The sequence below is a fragment of the Streptomyces sp. MNU76 genome, assembly GCF_020982545.1.
Taxonomy (GTDB): Bacteria; Actinomycetota; Actinomycetes; order Streptomycetales; family Streptomycetaceae; genus Streptomyces.
In genome coordinates this window covers 1,406,729-1,431,468 of the sequence record NZ_JAJKLK010000019.1, presented here as the reverse complement: position 1 = coordinate 1,431,468, position 24,740 = coordinate 1,406,729, and the positions used below count along the sequence as shown (strand labels likewise).

Annotated in this window: 22 protein-coding genes and 2 pseudogenes; 10 read left to right on the top strand and 14 right to left on the bottom strand. The window is 70.3% G+C overall.

Annotated features, from left to right (window positions below):
• Positions 1-508: pseudogene (locus E4N62_RS32985) on the top strand (IS701 family transposase); the annotation flags it as partial.
• A 262-nt stretch (positions 509-770) separates the two neighbouring features.
• Here the strand turns inward: E4N62_RS32985 and E4N62_RS32980 are convergent.
• From E4N62_RS32980 to E4N62_RS32960, 5 genes and pseudogenes are all read right to left on the bottom strand, one after another.
• Positions 771-1,265, bottom strand: a complete 495-nt coding sequence (locus E4N62_RS32980; RefSeq protein ID WP_230220191.1) for a hypothetical protein — start codon at positions 1,263-1,265, stop codon at positions 771-773.
• A 294-nt stretch (positions 1,266-1,559) separates the two neighbouring features.
• A pseudogene (locus E4N62_RS32975) lies at positions 1,560-2,697 on the bottom strand (IS701 family transposase).
• 232 nt (positions 2,698-2,929) lie between these two features.
• Positions 2,930-4,165, bottom strand: a complete 1,236-nt coding sequence (locus tag E4N62_RS32970) for an IS701 family transposase (RefSeq protein ID WP_374117112.1) — start codon at positions 4,163-4,165, stop codon at positions 2,930-2,932.
• A 262-nt stretch (positions 4,166-4,427) separates the two neighbouring features.
• Positions 4,428-4,658, bottom strand: a complete 231-nt coding sequence (locus E4N62_RS32965) for a helix-turn-helix domain-containing protein (RefSeq protein ID WP_374117107.1) — start codon at positions 4,656-4,658, stop codon at positions 4,428-4,430.
• Complete coding sequence (locus E4N62_RS32960; RefSeq protein WP_230220189.1) at positions 4,658-5,308, bottom strand: DUF2975 domain-containing protein; 651 nt, start codon at positions 5,306-5,308, stop codon at positions 4,658-4,660. The genes E4N62_RS32965 and E4N62_RS32960 overlap by 1 nt, the downstream gene beginning before the upstream one ends.
• A 590-nt stretch (positions 5,309-5,898) precedes the next feature.
• Here E4N62_RS32960 and E4N62_RS32955 point away from each other — a divergent pair.
• From E4N62_RS32955 to E4N62_RS48245, 3 genes are all read left to right on the top strand, one after another.
• A complete protein-coding gene (locus tag E4N62_RS32955; RefSeq protein WP_230220187.1) occupies positions 5,899-6,048 on the top strand; it encodes a hypothetical protein in 150 nt (49 codons plus the stop codon).
• A 121-nt stretch (positions 6,049-6,169) separates the two neighbouring features.
• On the top strand, positions 6,170-6,673 hold the full coding sequence (locus tag E4N62_RS48250) for a LysR substrate-binding domain-containing protein (RefSeq protein WP_268269935.1): 504 nt from the start codon (positions 6,170-6,172) through the stop codon (positions 6,671-6,673).
• On the top strand, positions 6,673-7,068 hold the full coding sequence (locus tag E4N62_RS48245; protein ID WP_268269934.1) for a LysR substrate-binding domain-containing protein: 396 nt from the start codon (positions 6,673-6,675) through the stop codon (positions 7,066-7,068). The genes E4N62_RS48250 and E4N62_RS48245 overlap by 1 nt, the downstream gene beginning before the upstream one ends.
• Positions 7,069-7,224: 156 nt before the next feature.
• Here E4N62_RS48245 and urtE read toward each other — a convergent pair whose 3' ends face one another.
• From urtE to urtA, 5 genes are all read right to left on the bottom strand, one after another.
• Positions 7,225-7,917: an urea ABC transporter ATP-binding subunit UrtE gene (gene urtE, locus E4N62_RS32945; RefSeq protein WP_230220337.1), complete on the bottom strand. Its 693-nt coding sequence runs from the start codon at positions 7,915-7,917 to the stop codon at positions 7,225-7,227.
• A 5-nt stretch (positions 7,918-7,922) separates the two neighbouring features.
• Entirely contained in the window at positions 7,923-8,696 is a 774-nt protein-coding gene (gene urtD / locus E4N62_RS32940) for an urea ABC transporter ATP-binding protein UrtD (RefSeq protein WP_230220185.1), read from the bottom strand.
• The gene (gene urtC, locus E4N62_RS32935) at positions 8,693-9,814 is read right to left on the bottom strand and encodes an urea ABC transporter permease subunit UrtC (protein WP_230220183.1); all 1,122 of its coding nucleotides are present in this window, start codon (positions 9,812-9,814) and stop codon (positions 8,693-8,695) included. Before urtC ends, urtD begins: the two co-directional genes overlap by 4 nt.
• Positions 9,811-10,695, bottom strand: coding sequence for an urea ABC transporter permease subunit UrtB (urtB, locus tag E4N62_RS32930; RefSeq protein WP_230220181.1), 885 nt, complete (start codon positions 10,693-10,695; stop codon positions 9,811-9,813). The genes urtC and urtB overlap by 4 nt, the downstream gene beginning before the upstream one ends.
• 99 nt (positions 10,696-10,794) lie before the next feature.
• Positions 10,795-12,048: an urea ABC transporter substrate-binding protein gene (urtA, locus tag E4N62_RS32925; RefSeq protein ID WP_230220179.1), complete on the bottom strand. Its 1,254-nt coding sequence runs from the start codon at positions 12,046-12,048 to the stop codon at positions 10,795-10,797.
• 407 nt (positions 12,049-12,455) lie between these two features.
• On the opposite strand from urtA, the gene E4N62_RS32920 reads away from it, so the two are divergent.
• Positions 12,456-12,932 (top strand): MarR family winged helix-turn-helix transcriptional regulator, encoded by a 477-nt coding sequence (locus tag E4N62_RS32920; protein ID WP_230220177.1) that lies wholly within the window; start codon positions 12,456-12,458, stop codon positions 12,930-12,932.
• On the opposite strand, the gene E4N62_RS32915 is transcribed toward E4N62_RS32920, so the two are convergent.
• Positions 12,889-14,007 carry a substrate-binding domain-containing protein gene (locus E4N62_RS32915; RefSeq protein ID WP_230220175.1) on the bottom strand — a complete coding sequence of 373 codons (1,119 nt, stop codon included), beginning with the start codon at positions 14,005-14,007 and terminating at the stop codon, positions 12,889-12,891. The genes E4N62_RS32920 and E4N62_RS32915 overlap by 44 nt on opposite strands.
• 24 nt (positions 14,008-14,031) lie before the next feature.
• Positions 14,032-14,619 (bottom strand): hypothetical protein, encoded by a 588-nt coding sequence (locus E4N62_RS32910; protein ID WP_230220173.1) that lies wholly within the window; start codon positions 14,617-14,619, stop codon positions 14,032-14,034.
• A 727-nt stretch (positions 14,620-15,346) separates the two neighbouring features.
• Between E4N62_RS32910 and E4N62_RS32905 the strand changes: the two genes are divergently transcribed.
• Together E4N62_RS32905 and E4N62_RS32900 are read left to right on the top strand one after the other, a co-directional pair.
• Positions 15,347-16,447 carry a YbhN family protein gene (locus E4N62_RS32905; protein WP_230220171.1) on the top strand — a complete coding sequence of 367 codons (1,101 nt, stop codon included), beginning with the start codon at positions 15,347-15,349 and terminating at the stop codon, positions 16,445-16,447.
• Between the two features lie 245 nt (positions 16,448-16,692).
• Positions 16,693-17,961, top strand: coding sequence for a beta-ketoacyl synthase (locus E4N62_RS32900; protein ID WP_230220169.1), 1,269 nt, complete (start codon positions 16,693-16,695; stop codon positions 17,959-17,961).
• A gap of 233 nt (positions 17,962-18,194) precedes the next feature.
• Here E4N62_RS32900 and E4N62_RS32895 read toward each other — a convergent pair whose 3' ends face one another.
• Positions 18,195-19,286: a Ku protein gene (locus tag E4N62_RS32895; protein ID WP_230220166.1), complete on the bottom strand. Its 1,092-nt coding sequence runs from the start codon at positions 19,284-19,286 to the stop codon at positions 18,195-18,197.
• Positions 19,287-19,759: 473 nt separating this feature from the next.
• On the opposite strand from E4N62_RS32895, the gene E4N62_RS32890 reads away from it, so the two are divergent.
• Positions 19,760-22,159, top strand: a complete 2,400-nt coding sequence (locus E4N62_RS32890; RefSeq protein ID WP_230220164.1) for an excinuclease ABC subunit UvrA — start codon at positions 19,760-19,762, stop codon at positions 22,157-22,159.
• Between the two features lie 88 nt (positions 22,160-22,247).
• Positions 22,248-23,129: a non-homologous end-joining DNA ligase gene (ligD, locus tag E4N62_RS32885; protein ID WP_230220162.1), complete on the top strand. Its 882-nt coding sequence runs from the start codon at positions 22,248-22,250 to the stop codon at positions 23,127-23,129.
• 19 nt (positions 23,130-23,148) lie between these two features.
• Here ligD and E4N62_RS32880 read toward each other — a convergent pair whose 3' ends face one another.
• Complete coding sequence (locus tag E4N62_RS32880) at positions 23,149-23,952, bottom strand: nuclease-related domain-containing protein (protein ID WP_230220160.1); 804 nt, start codon at positions 23,950-23,952, stop codon at positions 23,149-23,151.
• Positions 23,953-24,063: 111 nt separating this feature from the next.
• On the opposite strand from E4N62_RS32880, the gene E4N62_RS32875 reads away from it, so the two are divergent.
• Positions 24,064-24,582, top strand: coding sequence for a protein phosphatase (locus E4N62_RS32875; RefSeq protein WP_230220158.1), 519 nt, complete (start codon positions 24,064-24,066; stop codon positions 24,580-24,582).
• Positions 24,583-24,740: the final 158 nt, after the last annotated feature.

Here is a 24,740-nt window from a genome sequence, read left to right as displayed (position 1 = left end):
GCCCCCGACCAGGCATGGGAACGCCGTTCCTGCGGGACGGGCGCGAAGGGACAGCGCGAATACGACTGGGCGGCCGTCCAGTTGCGCCCAGTCCGAGTACGACCACCAGGACGGCGTGTTGATCCGTCGACGGTGGGCGCTGGCACGGCGCAGCTTGAGTCGGCCGGACGAGATCGCCTACTACCTCGGCTACGCACCGCTGGATGTCGGCGTGGACGAACTGGTGCGCGTCGCCGGCGCCCGGTGGGCGATCGAAGAGTGTTTCCAGGCAGCGAAGAACGAGTGCGGCCTGGACGAGTACGAAGTCCGCCGCTACGTCGGCTGGTACCGGCACGTCACCTTGGCCATGCTCGCCCACACCTTCCTCGTTGCGATGAGCGCGCGAGCAGCCGAAAAAGGGGATCCACCGGTGAGGATGCCGTGGTCATCGAGCTCACCGTGGCAGAAGTGCGGCGACTCCTGGCAGCTCACACACCCCGAGACGTTCACACCCTCACTCACGTGTTGAGCTGGTCGCACTGGCGCCGACGACGCCAAGCGGTGGCCCGCCGCTGCCACTACCGACGTCGGGGGCACTCCTTCGAGGGGCGTGCGGGCAGAAGCCGTCCGTGACGACTTCCCGCCCGCTACACTCCCACCGCTCGACGTTTCCCCAGGTCAAGCCACGAAGTACTGCTGGAGTACTAATACTGCAGCCGCAGTTGCGGGAGCGGGTGGTCGCGGACACTGGCCACATGCCCGGTCGACGGCCGGTGCGTGGGGCGCCCCGGTCAGCGGTTCTCCTTCGCTGTCTCCGGCGCCTTGCCGGGCCAGATGGTGGTCGCTATCGGCCAGATGAGACTGTATATAAGGATCTTGGTGAGCGGGTTGAGCCAGACAAGTAGCGGAGCGCCTTCGTCGAGAGTGCCGATTAGCATCACCAGGCCGAAGATCAGGCCGACGCTGATCGCATAGGCGAGCAGGAACCTGAGCCAGGACTTCCAGGCGTCCACGACGGCCACGCGGCCGTAGAGCTGAGGGCGTCGCGCGGCAGCGGCTCCGCCGAAGCGGCGGGCGAACTTCGCGTCGGCCCAGCGGACGGTGCGGTGGCCGTAGACCACGGTGATTCCGAGGTAGGCCGCCGACAGGCCGTGCCAGACCGTCGGCTCAGCGCCGTCCTGGATGCTCAGAACGGTGGCCCCCAGCAGCACGACATCAATCAGCGGGACACACAGCAGCAGCGCGCCGCCGAGGATCCGCCAGCCAGCGGCGTAGCGCGCGGCCAAACCGCCCACAAGGAAGATCCAAAAGAGCACATCGCAAGCGAAAATCAAGAAAAGGATGACGCAGCCCCCCAGCGCACAATGTGATCATTATTGTCCCGGGCGGTTCTGATCCGGAGTCCGGATCCAGCCAGTGCTACGGGGGTCGTTGGCCTCGCCGGCGATAGTGGCTGAGACGGGCGCGGTGTTGATGGCGGCGGCGCCAGTATGACCAGTGCAGGAAGTGACCGGCTTCGTACCGGGCGGTGTGAGCGAACCTGCTCAGCAGGCGGCGGATCTCGTTCACGCTCAGCCGGATCAGGTCGCGGCTGTCTCCCCCTTTTCACCGGTGGTGGTCCGGACGGCGGTCAGGTGGGCGGCGGCCGCCATGGCCAGGGTGATGTGCCGGTACCAGGCCGGGTACTGACGGACTTGGTAGTGGTCCAGGTCGGCCTCGTTCTTGGCTGCCTGGAAACACTCCTCGATCGCCCAGCGGGCCCCGGCAGCGCGGACGATCTCGGCAAGCGGAGTGTTCACGGGCGCGTGCACCAGGTAGTAGGCCCGTTCGCCGTCGGCGAGCCTGCGGCGGATCAGTAGGGCGTCGTCAAAGCCGTCATCGCCCCTGCCAGGCAGCGGGACCAGGGCCCAGGCGTATTCACGCAGGCCGTGGGCGCCCTCTCCGGCGGAGCGGATCTCCCAGGCATGTTCCGGCAGGATCGCCGAGACGGTGCGGGCATTCTGTCCGCGCGGCCCGCACCGGTGCTTGCAGGAGACCGCCAGCACGTAGCTCAGACGCTGCCCGGCCAGCCAGCCGCGCAGCACCGGGTCCTGGCCGTAGACCTCGTCGCCGGTCACCCAGCGAAACGGCACCTTCGCGGCAACCGCCCGCTCCAGCATCGTGCGGGCCAGCGCCGGCTTGGTGCGGAAGGTGACCTCGTCACCGATCCTCGCATCCGCCCGGCGGGCCGGATCCTCAATCCAGGAGGTCAGCAGGTACAACTCCCGGTCGATCAACGCCCCGCCCTCTCGTGGAGGCGTAGGCCAAGAACACCCCCACCTGGCAGTTGTCGATCTTCCCAGAGGTGCCGGTGTACTGCCTCTGCACGCCGGCCGACCGGGCGCCCTTCTTGACGAACCCGGTCTCGTCCACGGCCAGCACGCCGTCCTCGGCCCCCAACTGCTCCCGCACGAAGCCGCGAACCTCATCCCGGACCGCATCCGCGTCCCAGTCGGCCTGGTTCAGCAACCGCTGCATACCGTCCGGGCACAGCTCGCCCGCTTCCTCCGCCAGCGTCCAGCCGTTCTTGCGCTCCCACGGCGCGAGCAGCCCGCGCAGATACTTCCCTGCCCGCCGACGCGGCTCCGAGCGACGGAAATGCCCACCGATCCGGGCATGCAGAACATCCAGACCCGCCGCCCAGCGGCGCACCTCATCAACCGTGACGTCCCCACCCATGCCCAGCTCAACGGAGAGCCCGACCGCCGGTCACAGCAACTGCGGCTGCAGTACTAATACTCCAGCAGTACTTCGTGGCTTGACCTGGGGAAACGTCGAGCGGTGGGAGTGTAGCGGGCGGGAAGTCGTCACGGACGGCTTCTGCCCGCACGCCCCTCGAAGGAGTGCCCCCGACGTCGGTAGTGGCAGCGGCGGGCCACCGCTTGGCGTCGTCGGCGCCAGTGCGACCAGCTCAACACGTGAGTGAGGGTGTGAACGTCTCGGGGTGTGTGAGCTGCCAGGAGTCGCCGCACTTCTGCCACGGTGAGCTCGATGACCACGGCATCCTCACCGGTGGATCCCCTTTTTCGGCTGCTCGCGCGCTCATCGCAACGAGGAAGGTGTGGGCGAGCATGGCCAAGGTGACGTGCCGGTACCAGCCGACGTAGCGGCGGACTTCGTACTCGTCCAGGCCGCACTCGTTCTTCGCTGCCTGGAAACACTCTTCGATCGCCCACCGGGCGCCGGCGACGCGCACCAGTTCGTCCACGCCGACATCCAGCGGTGCGTAGCCGAGGTAGTAGGCGATCTCGTCCGGCCGACTCAAGCTGCGCCGTGCCAGCGCCCACCGTCGACGGATCAACACGCCGTCCTGGTGGTCGTACTCGGACACTGGGCGCAACTGGACGGCTGCCCAGTCGTATTCGCGCTGTCCCTTCGCGCCCGTCCCGCAGGAACGGCGTTCCCATGCCTGGTCGGGGGCCTGCTCGAAGGCCTTGTCGATGCGTGGGCCGGCCAGGGAGAACTGGGACTTGGGGACGGCGAGGACGTAGCCGACGCCGGATGATTCCAGCATCCGGCGGAAGCGGTTGTCCTGTCCGTAGGCGGCGTCCGCCGTGACCCAGGCGACCGGCAGCGGCGAGGCCAGCGCCCTGCGGACGATCGTCGCCGCGAGGGTGTTCTTGGTGGCGAACTCCCGCTCGTCGGGGACCTTGGCGGCGCGGCAGCGGTCACGGTCGTCCGTCCAGGACTTGGGCAGGTAGAGCTCCCGGTCCACCAGGGCGCGGCCGGCTGTGCTGGTGTAGGCGGCGAAGACGCCGATCTGGCAGTTCTCGGTGCGGCCGGCGGTGCCGGAGTACTGCCTTTGGACTCCGGCGGATGTAGTGCCCTTCTTCAGGAACCCGGTGTCGTCGATGATCAGCACGCCGTCGGGGCGGCCGAGGTGTTCGGCGACGTAGGTCTGCAGGTCGTCGCGGATGTCGTCGGGGTTCCAGCGGGCTCGGGAGAGCAGGTGCTGCAGTCCGTCCGGGGTGGCGTGGCCGGCGTGTTCGGCAAGTTGCCAGCTGTTTTTTCGGGCCACCGGGGCGAGCAGTGCGCGCACGTAGTCCCGCATGCGGCGGCGTGGTTCGACACGGCCGAAGTGGCGCCCGATGGTGGTGAAGAGGTGGTCCAGGTCGCGGTCCCAGGTCTCGGCTGCCTGTTCGGTGATCACGACCCGAGGCTTCCCAGGCCCGGGGCGACCTTGCCATCGGGGGCACTCCTTCGAGGGGCGTGCGGGCAGAAGCCGTCCGTGACGACTCCCCGCCCGCTACACTCCCACCGCTCGACGTTTCCCCAGGTCAAGCCACGAAGTACTGCTGGAGTACTAGACGAGCAGGGTGTGGCTCTGTCTGAGTGAGCTCCCGTGAAGGCCCGGGACGTCACCACGGTGCCCCGGGTCGCACCACAGGCGGGCGTTGGATTGGGTCTCGTCAGGGCTTGCGGTGGGTGAGCAGGTCGCCGGGCTGGCAGTCGAGGACTTCGCAGAGCCGGGTCAGGGTGCTGAAGCGGATGGCCTTGGCTCTGCCGTTCTTCAGCACGGACATGTTGGCAATCGTGACGCCGACCCGCTCGGCCAGTTCGGTCAGGGTCATGCCGTGCTCGGCCAGGAGCTTGTCGATGTGGATCTCGATGGCGTGCGGGTCGGCGTCGGCGGGGGACACTAGACGACTCCCTCCAGGTCCTCGCGCATGGCGGTGGCCAGCCGCATCAACCGGGCGAAGGTGATCAGGCCGATGCCGGTGAAGAGCGCGGCCCAGGGTACGTGCCCCGGATCGAGCAGCATGGCGAACGGCCAGTACTCCGTCATGTCGCGCAGGAGCAGGCCGCCCACCACGGCCCCGCCGACGTGGAGCACGGCGGCGCCCGCCGCCAGGTACCAGCCGAAGGCGTTCAGCCCGCGGGCGGTCCGCTTCGTGAACGGCCCGTGACTGCGGGCCCGGCGGATCAGCAGCAGGGCGAAGACGAACGCGCCGGCGTTCCATCCCCACGAGGTGGTGAGCCCGGCCAGGTGCAGCGCCCGCTGTCCGGCGGAGGGATCGTCGAGACAGAACTGGGGGCCGTTCACGGTGATGCTCACCCCGGGATAGGAGCCGAACGCTCCGTCCAGCGCGCTGCTGGAGCCGGACATGGCGGTGTCCGTGACGCACACCGCAGGCATGTCGAAGAACCACAGGCTCGCATCATCGAGGACCAGCGAGGCCAGCACGAGCAGCGCCAGCAGGCCGGCGGCCACAGCGCACACCAGTGTCACCGCGAACTCGATGGGCTCCAGCGGGTCCTGCCGCCCCGAGGGTCTGTTCAACATGCCCATACCCCACCCCCTTATCGTTTATCGATGTTATTGAGAAACGATAAGGGCGTCGGCGTGGCCGCGCAACCACCTGCGCCTGCCGAAAACTCATCCGTCCTGGTGGGGGCTGGTGTACGGGTGGTGTCGAGCGCGGGCGCTTGGACGGGTGCTCTGGGCACCTGGTGAGTGCCCGGCAGGATGATCTGTCGCGCTGCTTCGACTTGCCTGTCAGGGTGTGGCGAACGCGATGCGCCCCGCACTGCGGAGTGCAGGGCACATCACGTCTGGGTACGGCTCTTTCTCAGTGGGCGTTTGATGTTGATTCGCTCTGACCGTTTCAATGCACTTTGTCGCATTTATCGCCAACGTGTGTGGCCTGAAATGCCTGGAAGCTCCCTGCCGGCAGGGAGCTTCCGCCCCATTCTTAAACCAGACGGAATCCAGCACCGAGAGGTGGATCAAACGGGCACACGGACCGGAACCCGAAAGGCTGTAAAAGCGCATGCAAGGTGCGAATCGACCCAAAGATTGTTGGCCGCAGAAGCGACTTGGCACCGCAAAGCATCCCTAAACGCCCACTCAGTGGGCGTTTGATGTGGCCGAGTTGCTACTTGGCCGAGCCCCCGGACCACGGCGCCGCGTTCGCCGAACACCTCGACGCCCAGCCGACCACGTCCCCGGCCGTTCAGCCCTCGTCTCCCACGCCCGGCGAGCCGTACGCCGGGCAGACACGGGCCCGTATCGGCGTGTGGCGGACCTGATCGATCCCACTGCCGCGCCCTGACACACCCCCTGATGCGGCAGCCGATCACCTCCGCCTCTTCCCCCCTCACACACGACCGGTCGCTGCCCCGCGGCGCCCGGCCGCAGGAGAAGCACGCCATGAACCACCCCACCCGCACCCTCGTCCCCACCTCACCCGCCCAACTGCCGACACCAAACGCCCCTGCACCCCCGCCGGACTCGTCGGCGACACCCCCGTCCTGTGTCCAGGAGACCTTGCGCAAAGCAGAGGAGACGTTGTCACTGATCCAGCCGTTCGAACCCGAGCACAGTACCCAGCGGCTCTCCATCGTGATGTCCGACTACCTGATGACGATGATGGCCGAGCCACTGCTGCGTGCCATCGGGAGCGCGGCCCCCGGAGTACGCATCGACATCCACCTCCCGGTCCCGGCCGAGCCGACCGACGACACCCAGCTGCGCCGCCATGACCTGCTCCTGCTGCCACTCGGCTACCGCCAGCCGGGGTTCAGCGAGCCGGTGCTGCGCGACCGCTTCGTCTGCCTCGTCGACGCCGGCGGCCCCCGGCTGACCGGTCGCGGACTGAGTCTGGGCGACTTCGCCGAAATGCCGCAGCGGCGGCCGAGTTCGGCAAGGTTCTGATGCTCTTCGACCGTCACCTGGACAGCCAGGGCATCACACCGGGGATCCGGGCCAGTGTGCCCGGCTTCAGTCTGCTGCCCTCTCTTGTGAGTGGCACGGACATGGTGGCGCTGGTCCCGGAGGGGCTCGCCAGACGGTACGCCGACTCCACCGGCTGCACGGTCGTGCCGACGCCGTTCCCCGAGGTGTCGTTCGTGGAAGCCATGTACTGGCACCACAACCAGCAGAACGACCCCGGCCACCAGTGGTTGCGCGCCATGGTGAGGCGGGTCGGCGCTGACCGAGGAGGAGCCGGAGAGCAAGCCGATCGCGAGGGCCTGGCCGACGTGGACGACAGTCGTCATCACCACGGCGGTGCGGACCCGGTTCCGTCATCCGCGGCTGATCACGGATGAGGCCAACCACTTCGTCCGCCGTGGTCCGCCTGCCGTCCGGGACCGAGCCTCTGCGCGGCATCACGGCCCGCTCGACGCTGTCGCTCGCCGTTGTCCTCGCCAACCTCCGATGTGGAGGTCGCTCACCTGCGCGATGAGCAGGGGAGCCCTCCGTCCTCACACACTGAGCGCGGTCCGCACGGTCTGCTCGGCCGCCACCCCGCCGTCGCCGGAGGAGGTCACGCGTCCCGCTTCCAGGACGTAGTAGCGCTGGGCGGCGCGCATGGCGAAGCCGACGTGCTGTTCGACGAGGAGGACGGACAGGCCGCCGCGTCGGGTCAGGGCGAGGATCGTCTCCTCGATCTCGGCGACGACGGAGGGCTGGATGCCCTCGGTCGGCTCGTCGAGAAGGAGGAGCCTGGGGCGGGTGATCAGGGCGCGGGCGATGGCGAGTTGCTGGCGCTGGCCGCCGGAGAGGAGGCCGGCGCGGCGGCCGGACAACGCGCGCAGGGCCGGGAAGAGGTCCAGGGCCTCGGTGATGGCCTCCTTGCCGTCGGGGCGGCCGTCGGCGACGAGTTGGAGGTTCTCGGTGGTGGTGAGGTGCGGGAAGGACTGCTGGCCCTGCGGGACGTACGCCATGCCTCGGCCCACCCGCCGGTGCGGGGCGAGGTGGGTGATGTCCTCGCCGTCCAGCAGGATCGTGCCGCCCGTCGGCTTGATCAGCCCCATGGCCGCACGCAGGAGCGTGCTCTTGCCGGCGCCGTTGTGGCCGAGGACGGCCGCGACGCCGTCCGTCGGGACCGCGACGGTCACTTCGTGCAGCACGGTGGTGCGGTCGTAGCCGGCCCGGACGGTGTTGATCTCCAGCATGGGCGTCACGCCTCCTCGGCGACGGGAACGGCAACGGGCTCGGGTTCGGAGGCGCGGCCGAGATAGACCTCCTGGACCTTGGCGTCGGCCTGGACCTCGGCGACAGAGCCCTCGCTGAGCACCTTGCCCGCGTGCAGGACGGAGACGCTGCGGGCGAAGGAGCGCATGAAGTCCATGTCGTGCTCGATGACGACGACGGTGTGGTCGCCGCTGACCCGTCGGAGCAGTTCGCCGGTGGCCTCGCGTTCGTCGTGGCTCATGCCGGCGACGGGCTCGTCGAGCAGCAGCAGTTTCACGTCCTGGACGAGCAGCATGCCGATCTCCAGCCACTGTTTCTGGCCGTGGGCGAGCACGCCCGCCGGGCGATCACGCAGCTCCGTCAGGCCGGTGGTCTCCAGCGCCCTCGTCACCGACTCCGGTACCCCCTTGCGGCGTCGCAGCATCGTCCACGGGGCGCGTCCGGCGCCTGCCGCGATGTCGAGGTTCTGCAGGACGGTCAGCTCCTCGAAGACGGTGGCCGTCTGGAACGTACGGCCGACGCCCATGCGGGCGATCTTGTGGACCGGCTTGCCCAGCAGGTCCTGGTCTCCGAAACGGACCGAGCCGGTCGCCTTCACCAGACCCGTGACCGCGTCGACGAGTGTGGTCTTGCCGGCGCCGTTCGGCCCGATGAGGAAGCGCAGGTCGCCGGGGTGGATGTCCAGGTCCACTCCGTCGACGGCCCTGAAGCCGTCGAAGGTCACGCGCAGGTCGCGGACGGTCAGTCCCTCGCCGCTCATGCTGTCTCTCCCGTCGGGGTCGCAACGGTACGGCGCTTGCGCAGGACGGTCACCAGGGACGCCAGGCCGCCGGGCAGGAAGCCGACCGCCACGACGAACAGCAGGCCCTGGAGGTACGTCCACGCGGCGGGGTAGGCGTCCGAGAGCGTGCTCTGCGTCCAGGCCACCGCGATCGCGCCCAGCACCGCGCCCACCAGGCTGGCCCGGCCGCCGACCGCCGCGCCGATGACGAAGCCGATGGACGGCACGATCCCGATCAGCGCCGGGGAGATGATCCCGACCGCGGGTACGAAGAGAGCGCCGGCCAGGCCCGCCATGCCGGCCGCGACGACGTACGCCACCAGCTTGACGTTGGCCGGGTTGTAGCCGAGGAAGCGCACCCGCTCCTCGGAGTCCCGTACGGCGACGAGGAGTTCGCCGTAGCGGGAGACGAACAGCTGGCGAGCGACCGCCATCAGCAGCAGAAGCGCAGCGGCGATGATGAAGTACACCGTCCGCTGGTTGACGGGGTCGTTGAGGTCGTAGCCGAAGAAGCCCTGCATGTCGGTCAGGCCGTTGGTGCCGCCCGTGGTGGCCTGCTGGCCGACCAGCCAGATGGCCAGGGCCGCCGCGAGGGCCTGGCTGAGGATCGCGAAGTACGCGCCCTTGACCCGGCGGCGGAAGACGAGGAAGCCGAGCAGCGCGGCGACCGCCATGGGCAGCAGTACGGTCATGGCGAGCGCGAAGGCCGGGTCGGCGAACGGTTTCCACCACCAGGGCAGCACGTCACCGGTGCCGTACAACTGCATGAAGTCGGGCAGGGTCTGGCCGGTGGCGGCCGCGTCGGCGAGCTTGAGGTGCATGGCCATGGCGTAGCCGCCGAGGCCGAAGAAGACGCCCTGGCCGAGGACCATCAGTCCGCCGCGGCCCCAGGCGAGGCTCACGCCGACGGCCACGATCGCGTAGCAGAGGTACTTGGCCAGGAGGTTGAGCCGGAAGTCGGACAGGGCGAGCGGGGCGATGCCGAGAAGCAGGACGGCGCCGAGGAGGAACCCGCCGGGCACGCGGACGCGTTCCAGGAGGGACGCCGACGGCCGCACCACGGGCGTCGTGCTGGTCGGGGAGGTTGTCGTCGTCATGCCAGGCTCCGGGTGCGCAGTGCGTACAGGCCCTGGGGTCGCCACTGCAGGAAGGCGACGATCGCCACGAGCACGATGACCTTCGCGACGCTCACGGTCGTCGAGTACTCCAGCACCGACTGCAGCACGCCGAGCGCGAAGGCCGTGATGACACTGCCCTTGAGCTGGCCGATGCCACCGACGACCACGACCAGGAAGGCGTCGACGATGTAGTTGGTGCCCATCGTCGGGCCGATCGGGCCGACCAGGGTGAGCGCGACGCCCGCCACACCCGCCAGGCCCGAACCGATGAAGAACGTCGTACGGTCCACCCGCTCGGTGGCGATGCCGGACACCTCGGCGAGGGCCCGGTTCTGTACGACGGCCCGGATACGGCGCCCGAGCGGGGTGAGCCGCAGGATCAGGGTGAGGCCGAGGACGCACAGCAGCGCGAGGCCGAGGATGAACAGCCGGTTGTTGGCGAGGGTGATGCCCGCGACCGAGATGTTGCCGGTCAGCAGGTCCGGGGCGGCGGTCTGCACGTTGGGGGCGCCGAAGACGTCACGGGCGAGCTGCTGAAGCATCAGGGACACGCCCCAGGTGACCAGCAGGGTGTCCAGCGGCCGGGTGTACAGGCGGCGGATGAGCAGCCACTCCAGGAGCGCTCCCATGGCGCCGGCGACCAGGAAGGCCAGTGGCAGGGCGACGAGCAGGGAGACACCCGCGCCACTGATGGACTTCTGCAGCACGTACGTGGTGTAGGCGCCGGCCATGATGAACTCGCCGTGCGCCATGTTGATCACGCCCATCTGACCGAAGGTCAGGGTCAGGCCGAGCGCGATGAGCAGCAGGACGGCACCGATACTGATGCCGGTGAAGGACTGGTTGAGGACGACCGTCATGAAGCGGCTCCGGGTCGGGGACGTAAGGTGCGGGCTTTCCATGGGCGTGACCCGGCCTCACTACGAGGCCGGGTCCCACCGCGAGGGGCCGAGCGGGGCTCAGGAGAGGCCGGAGGCCCAGGAGTAGCCCTTCAGGTACGGGTCCGGCTTGACCGGCTTGCCCGAGTTCCAGACCTCCTCGATGAGGCCGTCCGCGCCGACCTTGCCGATCCGGGCCGTCTTGTAGACGTGCTGGGTGGCGCCGTCGACGGTGACCTTGCCCTCGGGGGCGTCGAAGGTGATGCCGTCGGAGGCGGCCTTCACCTTCGCCACGTCGAAGGAGCCGGCCTTCTCGACCATCTCCTTCCACAGGTAGACCGAGATGTAGGCGGCCTCCATCGGGTCGGACGTCGGCTTGTCCTTGCCGTAGGCGGCCTGATACGCCTTCACGAACTTCTCGTTCGCCGCGCCCGGAGTGGTCTGGTAGTAGTTCCAGGCCGTCAGCTGGCCCTCCAGGTACTGGGTGCCGATGCTCTTGACCTCTTCCTCGGCGATGGACACCGAGAGCACGGGCAGGCTCTTCGCGGTCAGGCCCGCGGACTTGTACTCCTTGAAGAAGGCCACGTTGCTGTCGCCGTTGAGGGTGTTGAACACGGCGTCCGCGCCGGCGTCCTTGACCTTGTTGACGATGGTGCTGAACTCGGTCGATCCCAGCGGCGCGTAGTCCTCGCCGACCACCTCCATGCCGTTGGCCTTCGCGTATGCCCTGATCTCCTTGTTGGCGGTGCGCGGGAAGACGTAGTCGCTGCCGACGAGGTAGAGCTTGGTCAGGCCCTGCTTCTTGAGGTAGTCCAGCGCGGGCACGATCTGCTGGTTGGTGGTGGCGCCGATGTAGAAGATGTACGGGGACTGCTCCAGGCCCTCGTACTGCACGGGGTAGAACAGCAGCGACTTGTTCCGCTCGAAGACCGGCTTGACGGCCTTGCGGCTGGCCGAGGTCCAGCAGCCGAAGGTGGCGACGACCTTGTCGTCCGTGATCAGGGTCTGCGCCTTCTCGGCGAAGGTGGGCCAGTCGGAGGCGCCGTCCTGGCTGATCGGCTTGAGCTTCTTGCCGAGGACGCCGCCGGCGGCGTTGATCTCCTTGACCGCGAGCAGCAGGGCGTTGTGGACGGTCACCTCGCTGATGGCCATGGTGCCCGAGAGCGAGTTCAGCAGGCCGACCTTGACGGTGTCGCCCGAGGTGTCCGCCTTGGCGCCGGAGCCTGACGACGTGTCGCTGCCGGTCTTGGCGCCGCACGCGCTGAGGGCGGCCGATGCGCCGAGGGCGGATACGCCTGCCAGGAGACCGCGCCTGCTGATGTTGAGCCCGGACATTCAATACCTCCATGCCCCGAAGGGGCGGTGCGAAGCGAGCGGAAGAATCTGGGGAAGGAATGGGTCGGACGCGCTTCAGTGGCGGCGGCGTTGGCGCGCGAGGCCCCCAGCCGTTCCGGGGTGACCTCCGGGCTGGTCGTTGAAGTGCGTCCACAGCCTGCGGCGGAACTGTTTCAACGGCGTTTCGGCGCAATTGAAGAACAGTTTCCATCGGAAGTATCGAGGTAGGTCGAAAAAGAGGAAAGCCGCCACTGGCGACGCATGATTGACGGCGTCTCAGTGACGGCATTTATTGCTTCCACCGGAAAGGATCATATTCTGGGAATGCTCGTCAAGAGTGCGTTGATCGACGGTAGGCTCACGGCATCCCCGCCGCGGGGTCGTGCGCATGCGAGCTGAGGAGTGCAATGGCGAGGCAGCCCCAGGACCTGCTCCACCTGCTGACACGGGCCGAGCGCCTCTCGGTGCGCCGAGTCCAGTCCGTGCTCGAGGAGTTCGACTGCACCATCGAGGCGTGGCGGGTGCTCGACCTGCTCTCCGACGGCGAGGGGCACAACATGACGGCCCTCGCCGACCATGCCTTCCTGCCGGCGCCGACCCTGACGAAGCTGATCGACCAACTCGTCGACCAGAACCTGGTCTTCCGCCGCGTCGACCCTGCCGACCGGCGCCGTGTCCTGGCCCAGCTCACGCCACGGGGAATGCAGCGCCGGCAGCGGCTGTCCCGCGCGGTCCGGGCCGACTGGGGTGAGGTGGAACCCCTGCTCGGGCAGGACGAGGAGGAGCGGTTGCAGACCCTGCTCGATCAGCTGGCCGGGGCACTGGAAGGCGACGGGAGCGTCACAACAGCTCGTGCGGAGCGCGAAGTTGGGCGAGCACGTTGAAGTCGAGCCCGTCCGCCCGCGCCAGGTAGATGCGCTGGCGCACATGCCGTCCGTCCAGGCTCAGCAGGCCGCGCGGACCTTCGTACGCGACGTTCTCGGCGGCCGCTCCGATGGCGGACACGTCCAGGGTGCGGGCCCGTTCGATGAGCGCCGCGAGCAGCAGCACGCCCTCGTAGCAGGACTCGCCGAGACTGCCCGGAACCGGTGCGTCCACACCGAAGCGGCCCGCGTACCGGCCGTGGAAGTCCATGGTGTTCTGGTCGGCCAGCGAGGCGAAGAACCCGGCCGTGCTGTAGAGGTCGGTCGTCGCCTCGGCGCCGCTCGCCAGCAGCATGCTCTCGTCCATGAGCGTGCTCAGCCGCAGGCAGCGCTGGTCGAGCCCGGCAGCGGCGAAGGCCCGGTTGAAGCGGACCGCGTCACTGCCCACCATGAGCATGAGCACGCCGTCGGCGTCCGCCCGCTCGATGCGCCGCAGGACGTCGGTGAAGTCGTCGGTACCCAGCGGCAGGTACACCTCGCCGCAGACCCGGTCCCGGCCTTCGCGCGCGTAGTGGCGCGCGGCCTGGGCGGTGCGCCGGGGCCAGATGTAGTTGTTGCCGACGACGAACCACCGGCGCACGCCCCGTGCCTCGGCGAGCAGCCGCATCGCCGGCAGCAGCTGCCAGGCAGGCGTCTCGCTGGTCATGTAGACGCCCTCGGTGCGCTCGCCGCCCTCGTACAGGGCCGTGTAGACGTACGGCACCCGGTGCGCGATCCGTGGTGCCACCGCCTGCCGCACCGAGGAGATGTGCCAGCCGGTGACGCCCTGCACCGCACCCGCCGCCACCAGGGCCTCGACCTCGTCCGCGACCCGCTGAGGATCCGCGCCGCCGTCGACCTCCAGCAGCCGCAGCTCCTTGCCGAGCACGCCGCCCGCCTGGTTGATCTCCTCGGCGGCCAGCCGCGCGCACGCCTCGCAGGTGGGACCGAAGATCCCGGCCGGCCCCTGCATCGGGTACACGAACGCCACATTCAGGGTCGACTCGTCGGCCGTGAACCACTCGGGGGCGTAGAGGCGGAGCGGCGGCCGGTGCATGGCCCCATGATTGCCGCACCGCCCTCAGCGCCCAAGCGGTGGCCCGGATCGAGACCGATTCGTAGAAATGCGGCACGACTCGCTGAAGGCGGCGAGGACCTGCGTGAAGCGGGGATCGGTGGCGTCACCGGGGCCACGGTGGGGGGCCGCTGTGGGGTGCTGTCCTCCGTGTCGTCGATGCCGGAGCCGGCGCTCGCCATTGAGGCTGGGGGCGGTGCCGCGGGGTGGGTCCGGGGCACCGGGTTGATACGGCTTTCGCTGACCGTTCCCAGTGGACTGTGCGGTCGCACCAGCGCTGTGGGAGGTGCGGTTATTGCCGACCGCGACAGTGGATGCCGGCGGCGAGGGCGCGCCTCCAGCCGGGCCGGGTCCCACCAGGTCCCCGACCTCGTACAGGTGCGACTCCTCGTGCATGGCGCCCAAGGCGACCCGGCGCAGCCGTGTGCCGGGGCCGAGGGGTTCCGGCTCGTCGCCGAGCAGGACGGAGACCGGCAGGTCCACGGCCGCGAAGTCGGCGAAGCGGCGGGCGGCCACGTCGGCGAGTTCCTCCGCGGTACGGGTGACGTCGAGCATGGTGCCGATGCGGACTCCGGCGTCGTGCGGCAGCTCCAACCGCCGACGCGAGCACGGCCAGCCGGCCGGCCCCCGGGTTCGCCGATGAGGAGCAGCCATGGCGTCGGGGACGCCGGGTGGGTGGGTGTCGTGTTGGTTGCGGCGGATCGGCTCAGGGGCGTGCGGCGAGGTACGGCGGCGGTCGTCGCTTTCAGTGGCGACCGGTGAGGCGGGGCGGCGCGGGGCGGGATGCCGGAGGGGTGGGTGGGGTTCCTTGCGTCGGGGGCTCGGAGTGACTTGCGTCTCATGCGAGTCGTGGGGTTCGGGTGCATTTCGGGCGCGGAGTCGCTGTTCGGAGGCGGTGTCGTCGTTCTGGCGGTGGCAGGAGTTCGGGCGATGCATACCGGGGAGTCATTTGGGGTGGGAACGGTCCTGGGGTTCCCTTCGTTCTTGACTTGCCCTGCCTCCGTCGACGCGGTCCCCCGCCGTACCGACGCGACGCGGAAGGACGACGTGCCCTTTGTTCCCGCTCCCGCTCGACGCGCCGCCCCCTCGCGGCCCACCCCGTCCCCGGTCCCCGATCCCTCACCCTGATACCCAGCCCGGCCCGTCCCGTGGACCTCACCCGGGCCCGCGTCACGCCGCACCCACGGCTGCCGGGCTCACGGATTCTGAGCCCGCGGCTGCCGAGCTGACGGATTGCGCGCCCGCGGATTGCCCGCCCACGGATGGTGAGCTCGCGGTGTGCGAGCTCGCGGCTCCTGTGGATCCCGCGGCTGCCGACCGCGTGGTTCGCACGGCCTCCACGGTCCCTGCGGCTCCCGCGAACCCGACGGCGGCCCCAGCCTGCGACTCCGCCTCCGCCTCCGCCCAACACCCCGTACCCCACCCGGCCCGGCTCGTCGCGCTCCTGCCCGGCAGGGTTCGGGCGCTGCTCCCCGCCCGGTCGGCCGCCAATGGCCGACGGCTGCGGCTGGCCCTGACGTTGTTGCCGTTGGTGCTGCTCGGCGCCTGGGCGGCGTTCGACTGGCGCACCGTGCACGGTGGGGCGGTGCGGCTGGCCTCGGCCGATCCGCGGTGGCTGCTGGCCGGGGTGTTGTTCACCGGCCTGTGCTCAGTGGCCTCCGCGTTCGTACGGCAGGGCGCGGTGCCGGAACGGCTGCCGCCGGGCCAGTTGCTGGCGACGCAGTTCGCGGCCGGGGCGGCGGGGCATGCGCTGCCGGGCAACATCGGCGCCCACGCCGTCGTCCTGCGCTTCCTGCGGCGCCAGGGCATCCCCCTCGCCCGGGCCACGTCCTCGCTCGCCCTGTACTCGGCGGTCAAACCCGTGGCCAAGACCCTGGTGATCGTCGCCTTCGTCGTCGCCTTCCCGGGCACGCTGCGCCTGACCGAACTCCTCCCGAAGGGCGAGACGCTCGCCCTCGTCGGCGCGATCACCGGCGTCAGCCTCGCGGCCGTGGTCACACTGATCACGACCGTACGGCCGTTGCGGCGGCCGCTGATCGGAGGGCTGCGTACCGCCCTCACCGACACCCGGATCGTGCACAGCCGCCCCGGCCGGGCCCTGGCCCTGTGGGGCGGGGCCGCCGCCTTCCCCCTGTGCCAGGGGGCCGTGGTCGCCTCGGTCGGCTCCTCGCTCGGGCTGCCCGTGTCCTGGCCGCAGATGCTCTTCGCCTATCTCGTCGCCAGTACGGCGGCCGGTGCGGTGCCCGCGCCGGGCGGCCTCGGCCCCATGGACGCGGCGCTCGTCTTCACCCTGGTCGCCTTCGGCGCGCCGGCGGCCCTCGCCACCACCACGGTCATCGGCTACCGCGTCCTCACCGTCTGGCTCCCCCTCCTGCCGGGCACGCTCGTCCTCTCGGCGCTGGTGCGGGCGAAAGTGCTTTGACGGGCGACTGACGGGCGGCGGCCTTCGGGCCGCGCCCCGGCAAGCGGCCGACGGTGCGGGAGGCCGCCGTATACCGCCGTGGGCCGCCGTGGACCTCCGTGTCCGCCTCGGCGTCCTTCGCGCTACGCCCCCGTGCGGGTGCCCTCGCCGGTCATGGGTGCAGGGTGGGTGCAGCAAGCAGTTGAAGCGGGAACCGTCTCGGGGACTGGAGGATCGGGCGGGACTGGGCAGTTCGGGGAGGGCGTATGTCGTACTCGGTGGGGCGCCGAGTGGTCGTCACGGGGCTGGGGGCCGTCACCCCGCTCGGGGTGGGCGTGGATGAGCTGTGGCAGGGGCTGCTGGAAGGGCGTTGCGGGATACGGGAGTTGGCCGGGGAGGAGTTCGCGGAGTTACCGGTGCGGGTCGCGGGGACGGTGCCGGTGGATCCCGCCGAGCTGCTCCCCCGGCCCCGGGCCCGGCGTATGAACCGGGCCGCGCGGTTCGCCGTACTGGCGGCGCGGGAGGCGTGGCGGGACGGGGGCTTCGAGCCCGGCGGTGCGGCGGAGAGCGGGCTCGACGCTGACCGGGTCGGGGTGTCCGCCGGGGCGATCCTCGGAGACGCGTCGGTGCTGGTGGCCGGCGACCGGCAGTTACGGGACCGGGGGCCGCGCGGTGTCTCGCCGCTCACGACCCCGATGTGTGTGCCCTCGCAGGCGGCGTCGCAGGTCTCGCTGGACCTCGGCATCACCGGGGAGGCGCGCACGGTCACCAGTGCGTGCGCCTCCGGGACCGAGGCGATCGGGCAGGCCGTCGACCGGATCCGGTACGGGCGGGTGGACGTGGCGCTCGCGGGTGGGGCCGAGGCGGTGGTGACCCCGGCGATCATGGCGTCCTTCGCGGCGATGCGGGCGCTGTCGCGGCACGGGCTGGACGAGGGTGAGGCGAGTCCGTCCCGGCCGTTCGCGAAGGACCGGGACGGGTTCGTGAACGGCGAGGGGGCGGGGTTCCTGCTGCTGGAGGCGGAGGACCATGCCCGGGCTCGCGGGGCCCGGGTCTACTGCGAGGCCGCGGGGTGGGGGCTGTCCGCCGACGCACATCACATGGCGGCACCCGATCCGTCGGGCTCGGGGGTGGCGCTCGCGCTGCGGCGGGCGTTGGAGGACGCGGCGGCGGGGCCCTCGGACGTGGTCCACGTCAACGCGCACGCCACCGCCACGGTCGACGGGGACCTCGCGGAGGCGAACGCGCTGACGGCGGTGCTGTCGGGGCGCCGGGTGCCGGTGACGGCGCTGAAGGGGCACCTCGGGCACCTTCAGGGGGCGGCCGGGGCGGTGGAGGCCCTTGCCACCGCGCTCACGCTCCACCACGGGCTCATCCCCCCGACCATCGGCTGCGCCGACCAGGACCGGGCCATCACCCTCGACGTCGTCACCGCGGCCCCGCGCCCGCTGCCTCGCGACGGCGACCTCGCCCTCACGAACTCCTTCGGCTTCGGCGGCCACAACGCGGTCCTGGCCCTCCGCCGCACCACGTAGCCCTCCGGGTCGGCCGCGGATTGAGGCAGACCCGCTCCTGTGCGTCCCGGCGCCGCCGGCCTACCGCGACCGTCGTGGGTGAGCGGCGCGCGGGTGGGGAGCGTCGGCGGGAGAGCAACCGGAGCGCTCGGAGGGGAACCGGCGGCAGGACGCCGAGGGCCGGCGACGAAAGAACCGGGCCGGACCGCGGAAGGAGGCCCTCGGCGTGGGGGCGTACCGAGTCGAGTCGCCCCTCAGGCCGAGCGTTTGCGTGCGGTGGTTTTCTTTGCCGGGGTTTTCTTCGTGGGCGTCTTCGCCGTCGCGGTCTTTTTCGCCGCCGTGGATTTCGTGGTCGTCGACTTCGCCGTCGTCGTCTTTCTGGGCGTCTGCTGCTTCGTGGCCGTCTTCTTTGCCGGCTGTGCTGTCTTCGCGGTCGATTTCTTGGGGGAAACAGCCGTTTTCCGGGTCGACGCCGTGGACTTCTTGCCCGGGGACTGTTTGGGGGTGGGCCGGGACGCGAGGTGGGTCACGTCGGCGTCGGCGTCGGCCTCGGCGCTCTCGCCCCGGGACTCCTTCGCCTCACGCACGCTCTTCTCCAGCGCGGCCATGAGGTCGAGGACCTTGCCCTCCGCCGCCGGCATGGGAACGCTCGGCGGCTCCTCGCCGGACGCCTTCGCCGCGATCAGCTCCTCCACCGCCTCGCGATAGTCGTCGTGGAGGGATTCCAGGTCGACCTCCCCGAGCGTGTCCATCAGGGCGTCCGCCAGGTCCAGTTCCTTGTCGCGGACGGTGACACTCGCGTCGGGAGCGACCCCCTCGGTCGTACGGATCTCGTCGGGCCAGAGCAGACCGTGCATGGCGAGGACGTCGTCCACCACCCGGAGCATGCCGAGCCGCTCACGCCCCCGCAGCGCGAACTTGCAGATCGCCACCTTGCCGCTGCGCTTGAGCGCCTCGCGGAGGAGGGTGTACGGCTTGGCGGCCGGGACCCCGTTCGCCGCGAGGTAGTACGCCGCGTCCACCTGGAGCGGGTCGACGCTCTCGGCCGGTACGAAGCCCTCGATCTCGATGGTCTTGGCCGTGGGGATGGGCAACGACGCGAGATCCTCGTCGGTGATCGGGATCATCGTGCCGTCCGCGTCCTCGTACGCCTTGCCGATCTCCCCCTGCGTCACCTCACGGTCCTCCAGCTCGCAGACCTTGCGGTAACGGATGCGGCCGCCGTCCTCCAGATGGACCTGGCGGAAGGAGACGGAGTGGCTCTCGGTCGCGTTCACCAGCTTGATCGGGATGCTGACCAGGCCGAAGGAGATGGCGCCGTTCCAGATGGATCGCACGGGCAGCACGCACCTTTCGGGTCCCTGCTTCCGGTTTGTCCACACCGTAACGCCGACCCGCCGCCCCTGCCCGTCGACGACCAACGGGCACCCGCCACCGGCTTGGTCCGGCCCCGCCACCGCACCGGTCAGGATTCGAGAAGCGCGGGTGGGTGGGGCGCGCCTAGCGTGAGGGCCATGGACCTCACCATCAACGCGAGCTTCCTCCCGCACGTCGAGATGATGACCAAGGAGACGTACGCATGTGTGGCCCTACGGCGTCCGCGCCTTCGCCGTCCGCGCCTTCGCCGTCCGTGATCCGGCGGGCAACCTGATCCGCGTCCACGAGGTCTGAGATCCGGAGGACCGCCGCAGCCGTTACGAAGAGGGCTTCACGAAGAGGACGTCACGAAGAGGGCCACCGCGGTCGTACGACGGTGGGCAGTGGACGGGCGACGCCGGTGGGGACCGTGACGCGGCCCCGCCCGACAGATGGAGGAACGATGACCAAGGCCACGAGCGCGCGGACGCAGGCGCAGGCTCCCGGGCCGCACGCCGCCGACAGCCATGATCTGATCCGTGTGCACGGGGCGCGGGAGAACAATCTCAAGGACGTCAGCATCGAGATCCCGAAACGCCGGCTGACCGTGTTCACGGGGGTCTCCGGCTCGGGGAAGAGCTCGCTGGTGTTCGACACGATCGCCGCCGAGTCGCAGCGGCTGATCAACGAGACGTACAGCGCCTTCCTCCAGGGCTTCATGCCGAACCTCGCCCGGCCCGAGGTGGACGTGCTGGACGGGCTGACCACCGCGATCACCGTGGACCAGCAGCGGATGGGGTCCGATCCGCGCTCCACCGTCGGCACCGCCACCGACGCCAACGCGATGCTGCGCATCCTCTTCAGCCGGCTCGGCACCCCGCACATCGGCCCGCCTGGCGCGTTCTCCTTCAACGTCGCCTCGGTCTCGGCGAGCGGCGGCCTCACGGTCGACCGGGGCGCCGACAAGACCAAGACGGAGAAGGTGACGTTCAGCCGCACCGGCGGGATGTGCACGCACTGCGAGGGCCGGGGCACGGTCTCCGACATCGACCTCACCCAGCTCTTCGACGACACGAAGTCGCTGTCCGAGGACCCGTTCACCATCCCCACCTACACGGGGGACGGGTGGGTCGTGCGGGTCATCGCCGAATCCGGGTTCTTCGACAAGGAGAAGCCGATCCGGAAGTACACCAAGAAGGAGCGGCACGACTTCCTGTACCGCGAGCCGACCAAGGTGAAGATCAACGGTGTCAACCTCACCTACGAGGGCCTGATCCCGAAGATCCAGAAGTCGTTCCTCTCCAAGGACCGGGAATCGATGCAGCCGCACATCCGGGCCTTCGTGGACCGGGCGGTCACCTTCGCCGTGTGTCCCGACTGCGACGGCACCCGGCTGAGCGAGTTGGCCCGCTCCTCGCGGATCGCCGGACTCAACATCGCGGAGGCCTGCGCGATGGAGATCCGCGACCTCGCCGCATGGGCCCGCGGGATCGAGGACGCCTCGGTCGCGCCGCTGCTCGCCAAGCTGCACTACACGCTCGACTCGTTCGTGGAGATCGGCCTCGGCTACCTCTCCCTGGACCGGGCCTCCGGCACGCTCTCCGGCGGCGAGGCGCAGCGGACGAAGATGATCCGCCACCTCGGCTCCTCCCTCACCGACGTCACGTACGTCTTCGACGAGCCGACCATCGGGCTGCACCCGCACGACATCGAGCGGATGAACAACCTGCTGCTGCGGCTGCGCGACAAGGGCAACACGGTGCTGGTGGTCGAGCACAAGCCGGAGACGATCGCCATCGCCGACCATGTCGTGGACCTCGGGCCCGGCGCCGGCACGGCGGGCGGCACGGTGTGCTTCGAGGGCACCCTGGAGGGGCTGCGCGCCAGCGACACCGTCACCGGACGTCACCTCGGCGACCGGGCCGCGCTGAAGGAGACGGTGCGCAAGCCCACCGGCGCGCTGGAGATCCGCGGCGCCTCGGCGAACAACCTCCGCCATGTCGACGTCGACATCCCGCTCGGCGTGCTCACCGTCATCACCGGGGTCGCCGGCTCCGGCAAGAGTTCGCTGGTGCACGGGTCGATCCCGAGCGAGAAGGGCGTGGTGTCGGTCGACCAGACCCCGATCCGCGGCTCCCGGCGCAGCAACCCGGCGACGTACACCGGGCTGGCCGACCCGATCCGCAAGGCCTTCGCCAAGGCCAACGGCGTCAAGCCGGCGCTGTTCAGCGCCAACTCCGAGGGCGCCTGCCCCACCTGCAACGGCGCCGGTGTCATCTACACCGACCTGGCGATCATGCAGAGCGTCGCCACGACGTGCGAGGAGTGCGAGGGGAAGCGGTTCGAGGCGTCGGTGCTGGAGTACCGCTTCGGCGGCCGGGACATCAGCGAGGTGCTCGCGATGTCGGTGACCGAGGCCGAGGCGTTCTTCGGCGAGGGCGAGGCGCGCACCCCGGCCGCCCACCGGATCGTCGAGCGGATGGCGGACGTCGGCCTCGGCTACCTCACCCTCGGGCAGCCGCTGACCACGCTCTCCGGCGGCGAGCGGCAGCGGCTGAAGCTGGCCACCCACATGGGCGACAAGGGCGGCATCTACGTCCTCGACGAGCCGACCACGGGTCTCCACCTCGCCGACGTGGAGCAGTTGCTCGGGCTCCTCGACCGCCTGGTCGACGCCGGCAAGTCGGTGATCGTCATCGAGCACCACCAGGCGGTCATGGCGCACGCCGACTGGATCATCGACCTCGGGCCCGGCGCCGGTCACGACGGCGGCCGGATCGTCTTCGAGGGCACCCCGTCCGACCTGGTCGCGGCCCGCTCCACGCTCACGGGCGAGCACTTGGCCGCGTACGTGGGGGCCTGAGCACGGCCGCGGGGCCTGAGCACGGCCGCGGGAGCACGATTCGACCCCTTAGCACCTTTCGTCACCCAATCATGGGATTCTGGGTCCCATGACACCCATCACCGAGGTGGAGGGCCACAGGGTCGCCCTCTCCAATCTGGAGAAGGTCCTCCACCCGGCGACGGGCTTCACCAAGGGCGAGCTGCTGCACTACTACGCCACGACGGCGGACGCCCTGCTGCCGCACCTGCGCGACCGCCCGGTCTCCTTCCTGCGCTACCCGGACGGGCCGGGCGGCCAGGTCTTCTTCACCAAGAACGTGCCGCCGGGCACACCGGACTGGGTCACCACCGCCGAGGTACGGCGGATGGAGGGGCCGGCCCGGATGGTGCTGGTCCAGGACCTGGCGAGCCTGATGTGGGCCTCGAACCTGGTCGTCGAGTACCACACGCCGCAGTGGACCGTCCGCACCTCGGACGAGGCCGACCGGCTGGTGTTCGACCTGGACCCGGGGTCGCCCGCGACCGTCGTCGAGTGCTGCGAGGTCGCCTGCTGGCTGCGGGAGCGGCTCGCGGCGGACGGGATCGAGGTGTACGCGAAGACGTCCGGGTCGAAGGGGCTGCATCTGCTGGCGGCGGTGCGCGGGGCGTCGTCGGAGCGGGTCTCGGAGTACGCCAGGGAACTGGCCGTCGAGGCGGAGCAGGCGATGCCCCGCCGGGTCGTCCACCGGATGACCCGCAGTCTGCGCCCGGGCAAGGTGTTCGTCGACTGGAGCCAGAACGCCGCCCGCAAGACCACGGCCGCGCCGTACACCCTGCGGGCCCGCCCCGAGCCGACCGTCTCCGCGCCGGTCACCTGGACCGAGGTCGAGGAGTGCGGCGCCCCCGAGCTGCTGTCCTTCCGCGCCCCGGACATCGGCCCCCGGCTGCAGGACTACGGCGACCTGCTGGCACCGCTCCTGGACCCGGAGGCCGCACACCCGCTGCCGTGACACGGCTCGCCCCGGCGGCCTACACCCGCGTCCACGTCCGCCGGTCGCGGGCCATCGCGTGCAGGCCCTCCACGTCCGCCGGCTTCAGCACCCCGCCGGCGCGGGCGAGTTCCGACAGGTCCGTGTCGCGCAGGACGCGCACCTCCCGCAGAGGTGTGGTGACCGCGACCGAGGAGGGTTCGGCGAGGGCGAGGACCGGGCGGACCTCGGCGGTGAGGGCGTAGGAGGCGCGGTCGGCGTCGGCCCGCAGCCCGCGCAGCAGCGCCCGGGGTTCGTGCCGGCCCACGGCGACCATGGGGTCGGTGACGACGACGCGCTGCCTGCGGGCGTGGACGGAGCGGACGCAGAACACGCCCCCGGGGCCGACGACCAGGTGGTGGATGCGGTCACCGCCGGGCAGTGGCACGGAGTGCAGGGTGTGCCAGCCGGCGCCCGCAAGCCGGTCCAGCGCGTCGCCGACGGTCTGCTCGGCGGCCAGGGCGCGGCGGCGCGGGTCGGGGCGCAGCCGGCGTGCCGGGCCGGGGGCGCGGTCGAGGGCGATCAACAGGGCCTCGCCGGGCCGGTTGGGGGCGAGGTCGTCGTCCGGGGGGAGACTCAGCCGGGCCAGTTCGGCGGGGGTCGGCACGGGCGGCGGCCCCACGGTGACCGGCCCGGTGACGAAGGGGCGGAGGACGTCCAGCACGTCCTCTCTCAGCTCCTCGCTGAGGAGGTTCACCCGGCCCGCCTCACGGTCGTACCAGGCGATGTTCCTCCCGTCGGTCCGGCACACGTACAGGCGCCGCTGTCCATGACGCCAGGTCGGTATGACGCGCAGTTCGCTCATGCACCATCACCCCACGACCATGGGAACAGGCGGGGTGCTCCATCGGCAAGAACCCGGCTACCTTTGGGGTGACGACCCGTCGTCGAGGGCCACGGCCTGCGGGAGGCGCCGTTGCGGACGCGCAGGCAACCCGATGTCCCGGCTCCGCGGGAACCGTGGAGCGAGATCGTGCCGGGGCTGTGGATGGGCGGGCACGCGTTCGCGGGGCCGGCCGGTACCGGGGGCGTCGAATTCGCGGTCGTACGCGACGAGTTCGATCTGGTGCTGACCCTGCTGCGGCTGCCGGGGCACGGGCCCGACGAGGGGGTCGAGCACCATGTGTGGCCGATCCCGGACGGACCGCTGGACGGTACGCAGTTGGCGGGTGTGATGCGGCTGGCGCAGGCGGCGTGCGACGCGTTGGAGGACGGCAAGCGGGTCCTGGTCCGCTGCTACAGCGGGTACAACCGGGCCGGTCTGGTCGTGGCGCACGCGCTGATCCGCGACGGCCACTCCGCCGAGGAGGCGATCGGGCTGATCCGCACCCGCCGTTCGCCGTGGGCGCTGCACAACGAGCTGTTCGTGGAGTACCTGCACACGGGGCTGGCGACGGTCCGGCTGCTGGAGGAACTGGAGGAGTCGGCCGAGTAGGGCATGTGCCGGGCCGCGGGGCGTGCCGAGTCGATCGGCCCGGCGTGCCGGGCAGCGCGGGCCGGCTCGACCGAGCCGTCACGAAAAAGTACTTCCGCACGAATTAGGGTGTACGGGACCACAGTGGTCCTCCCCCACAACCGTCCTCCCGTCCCTGT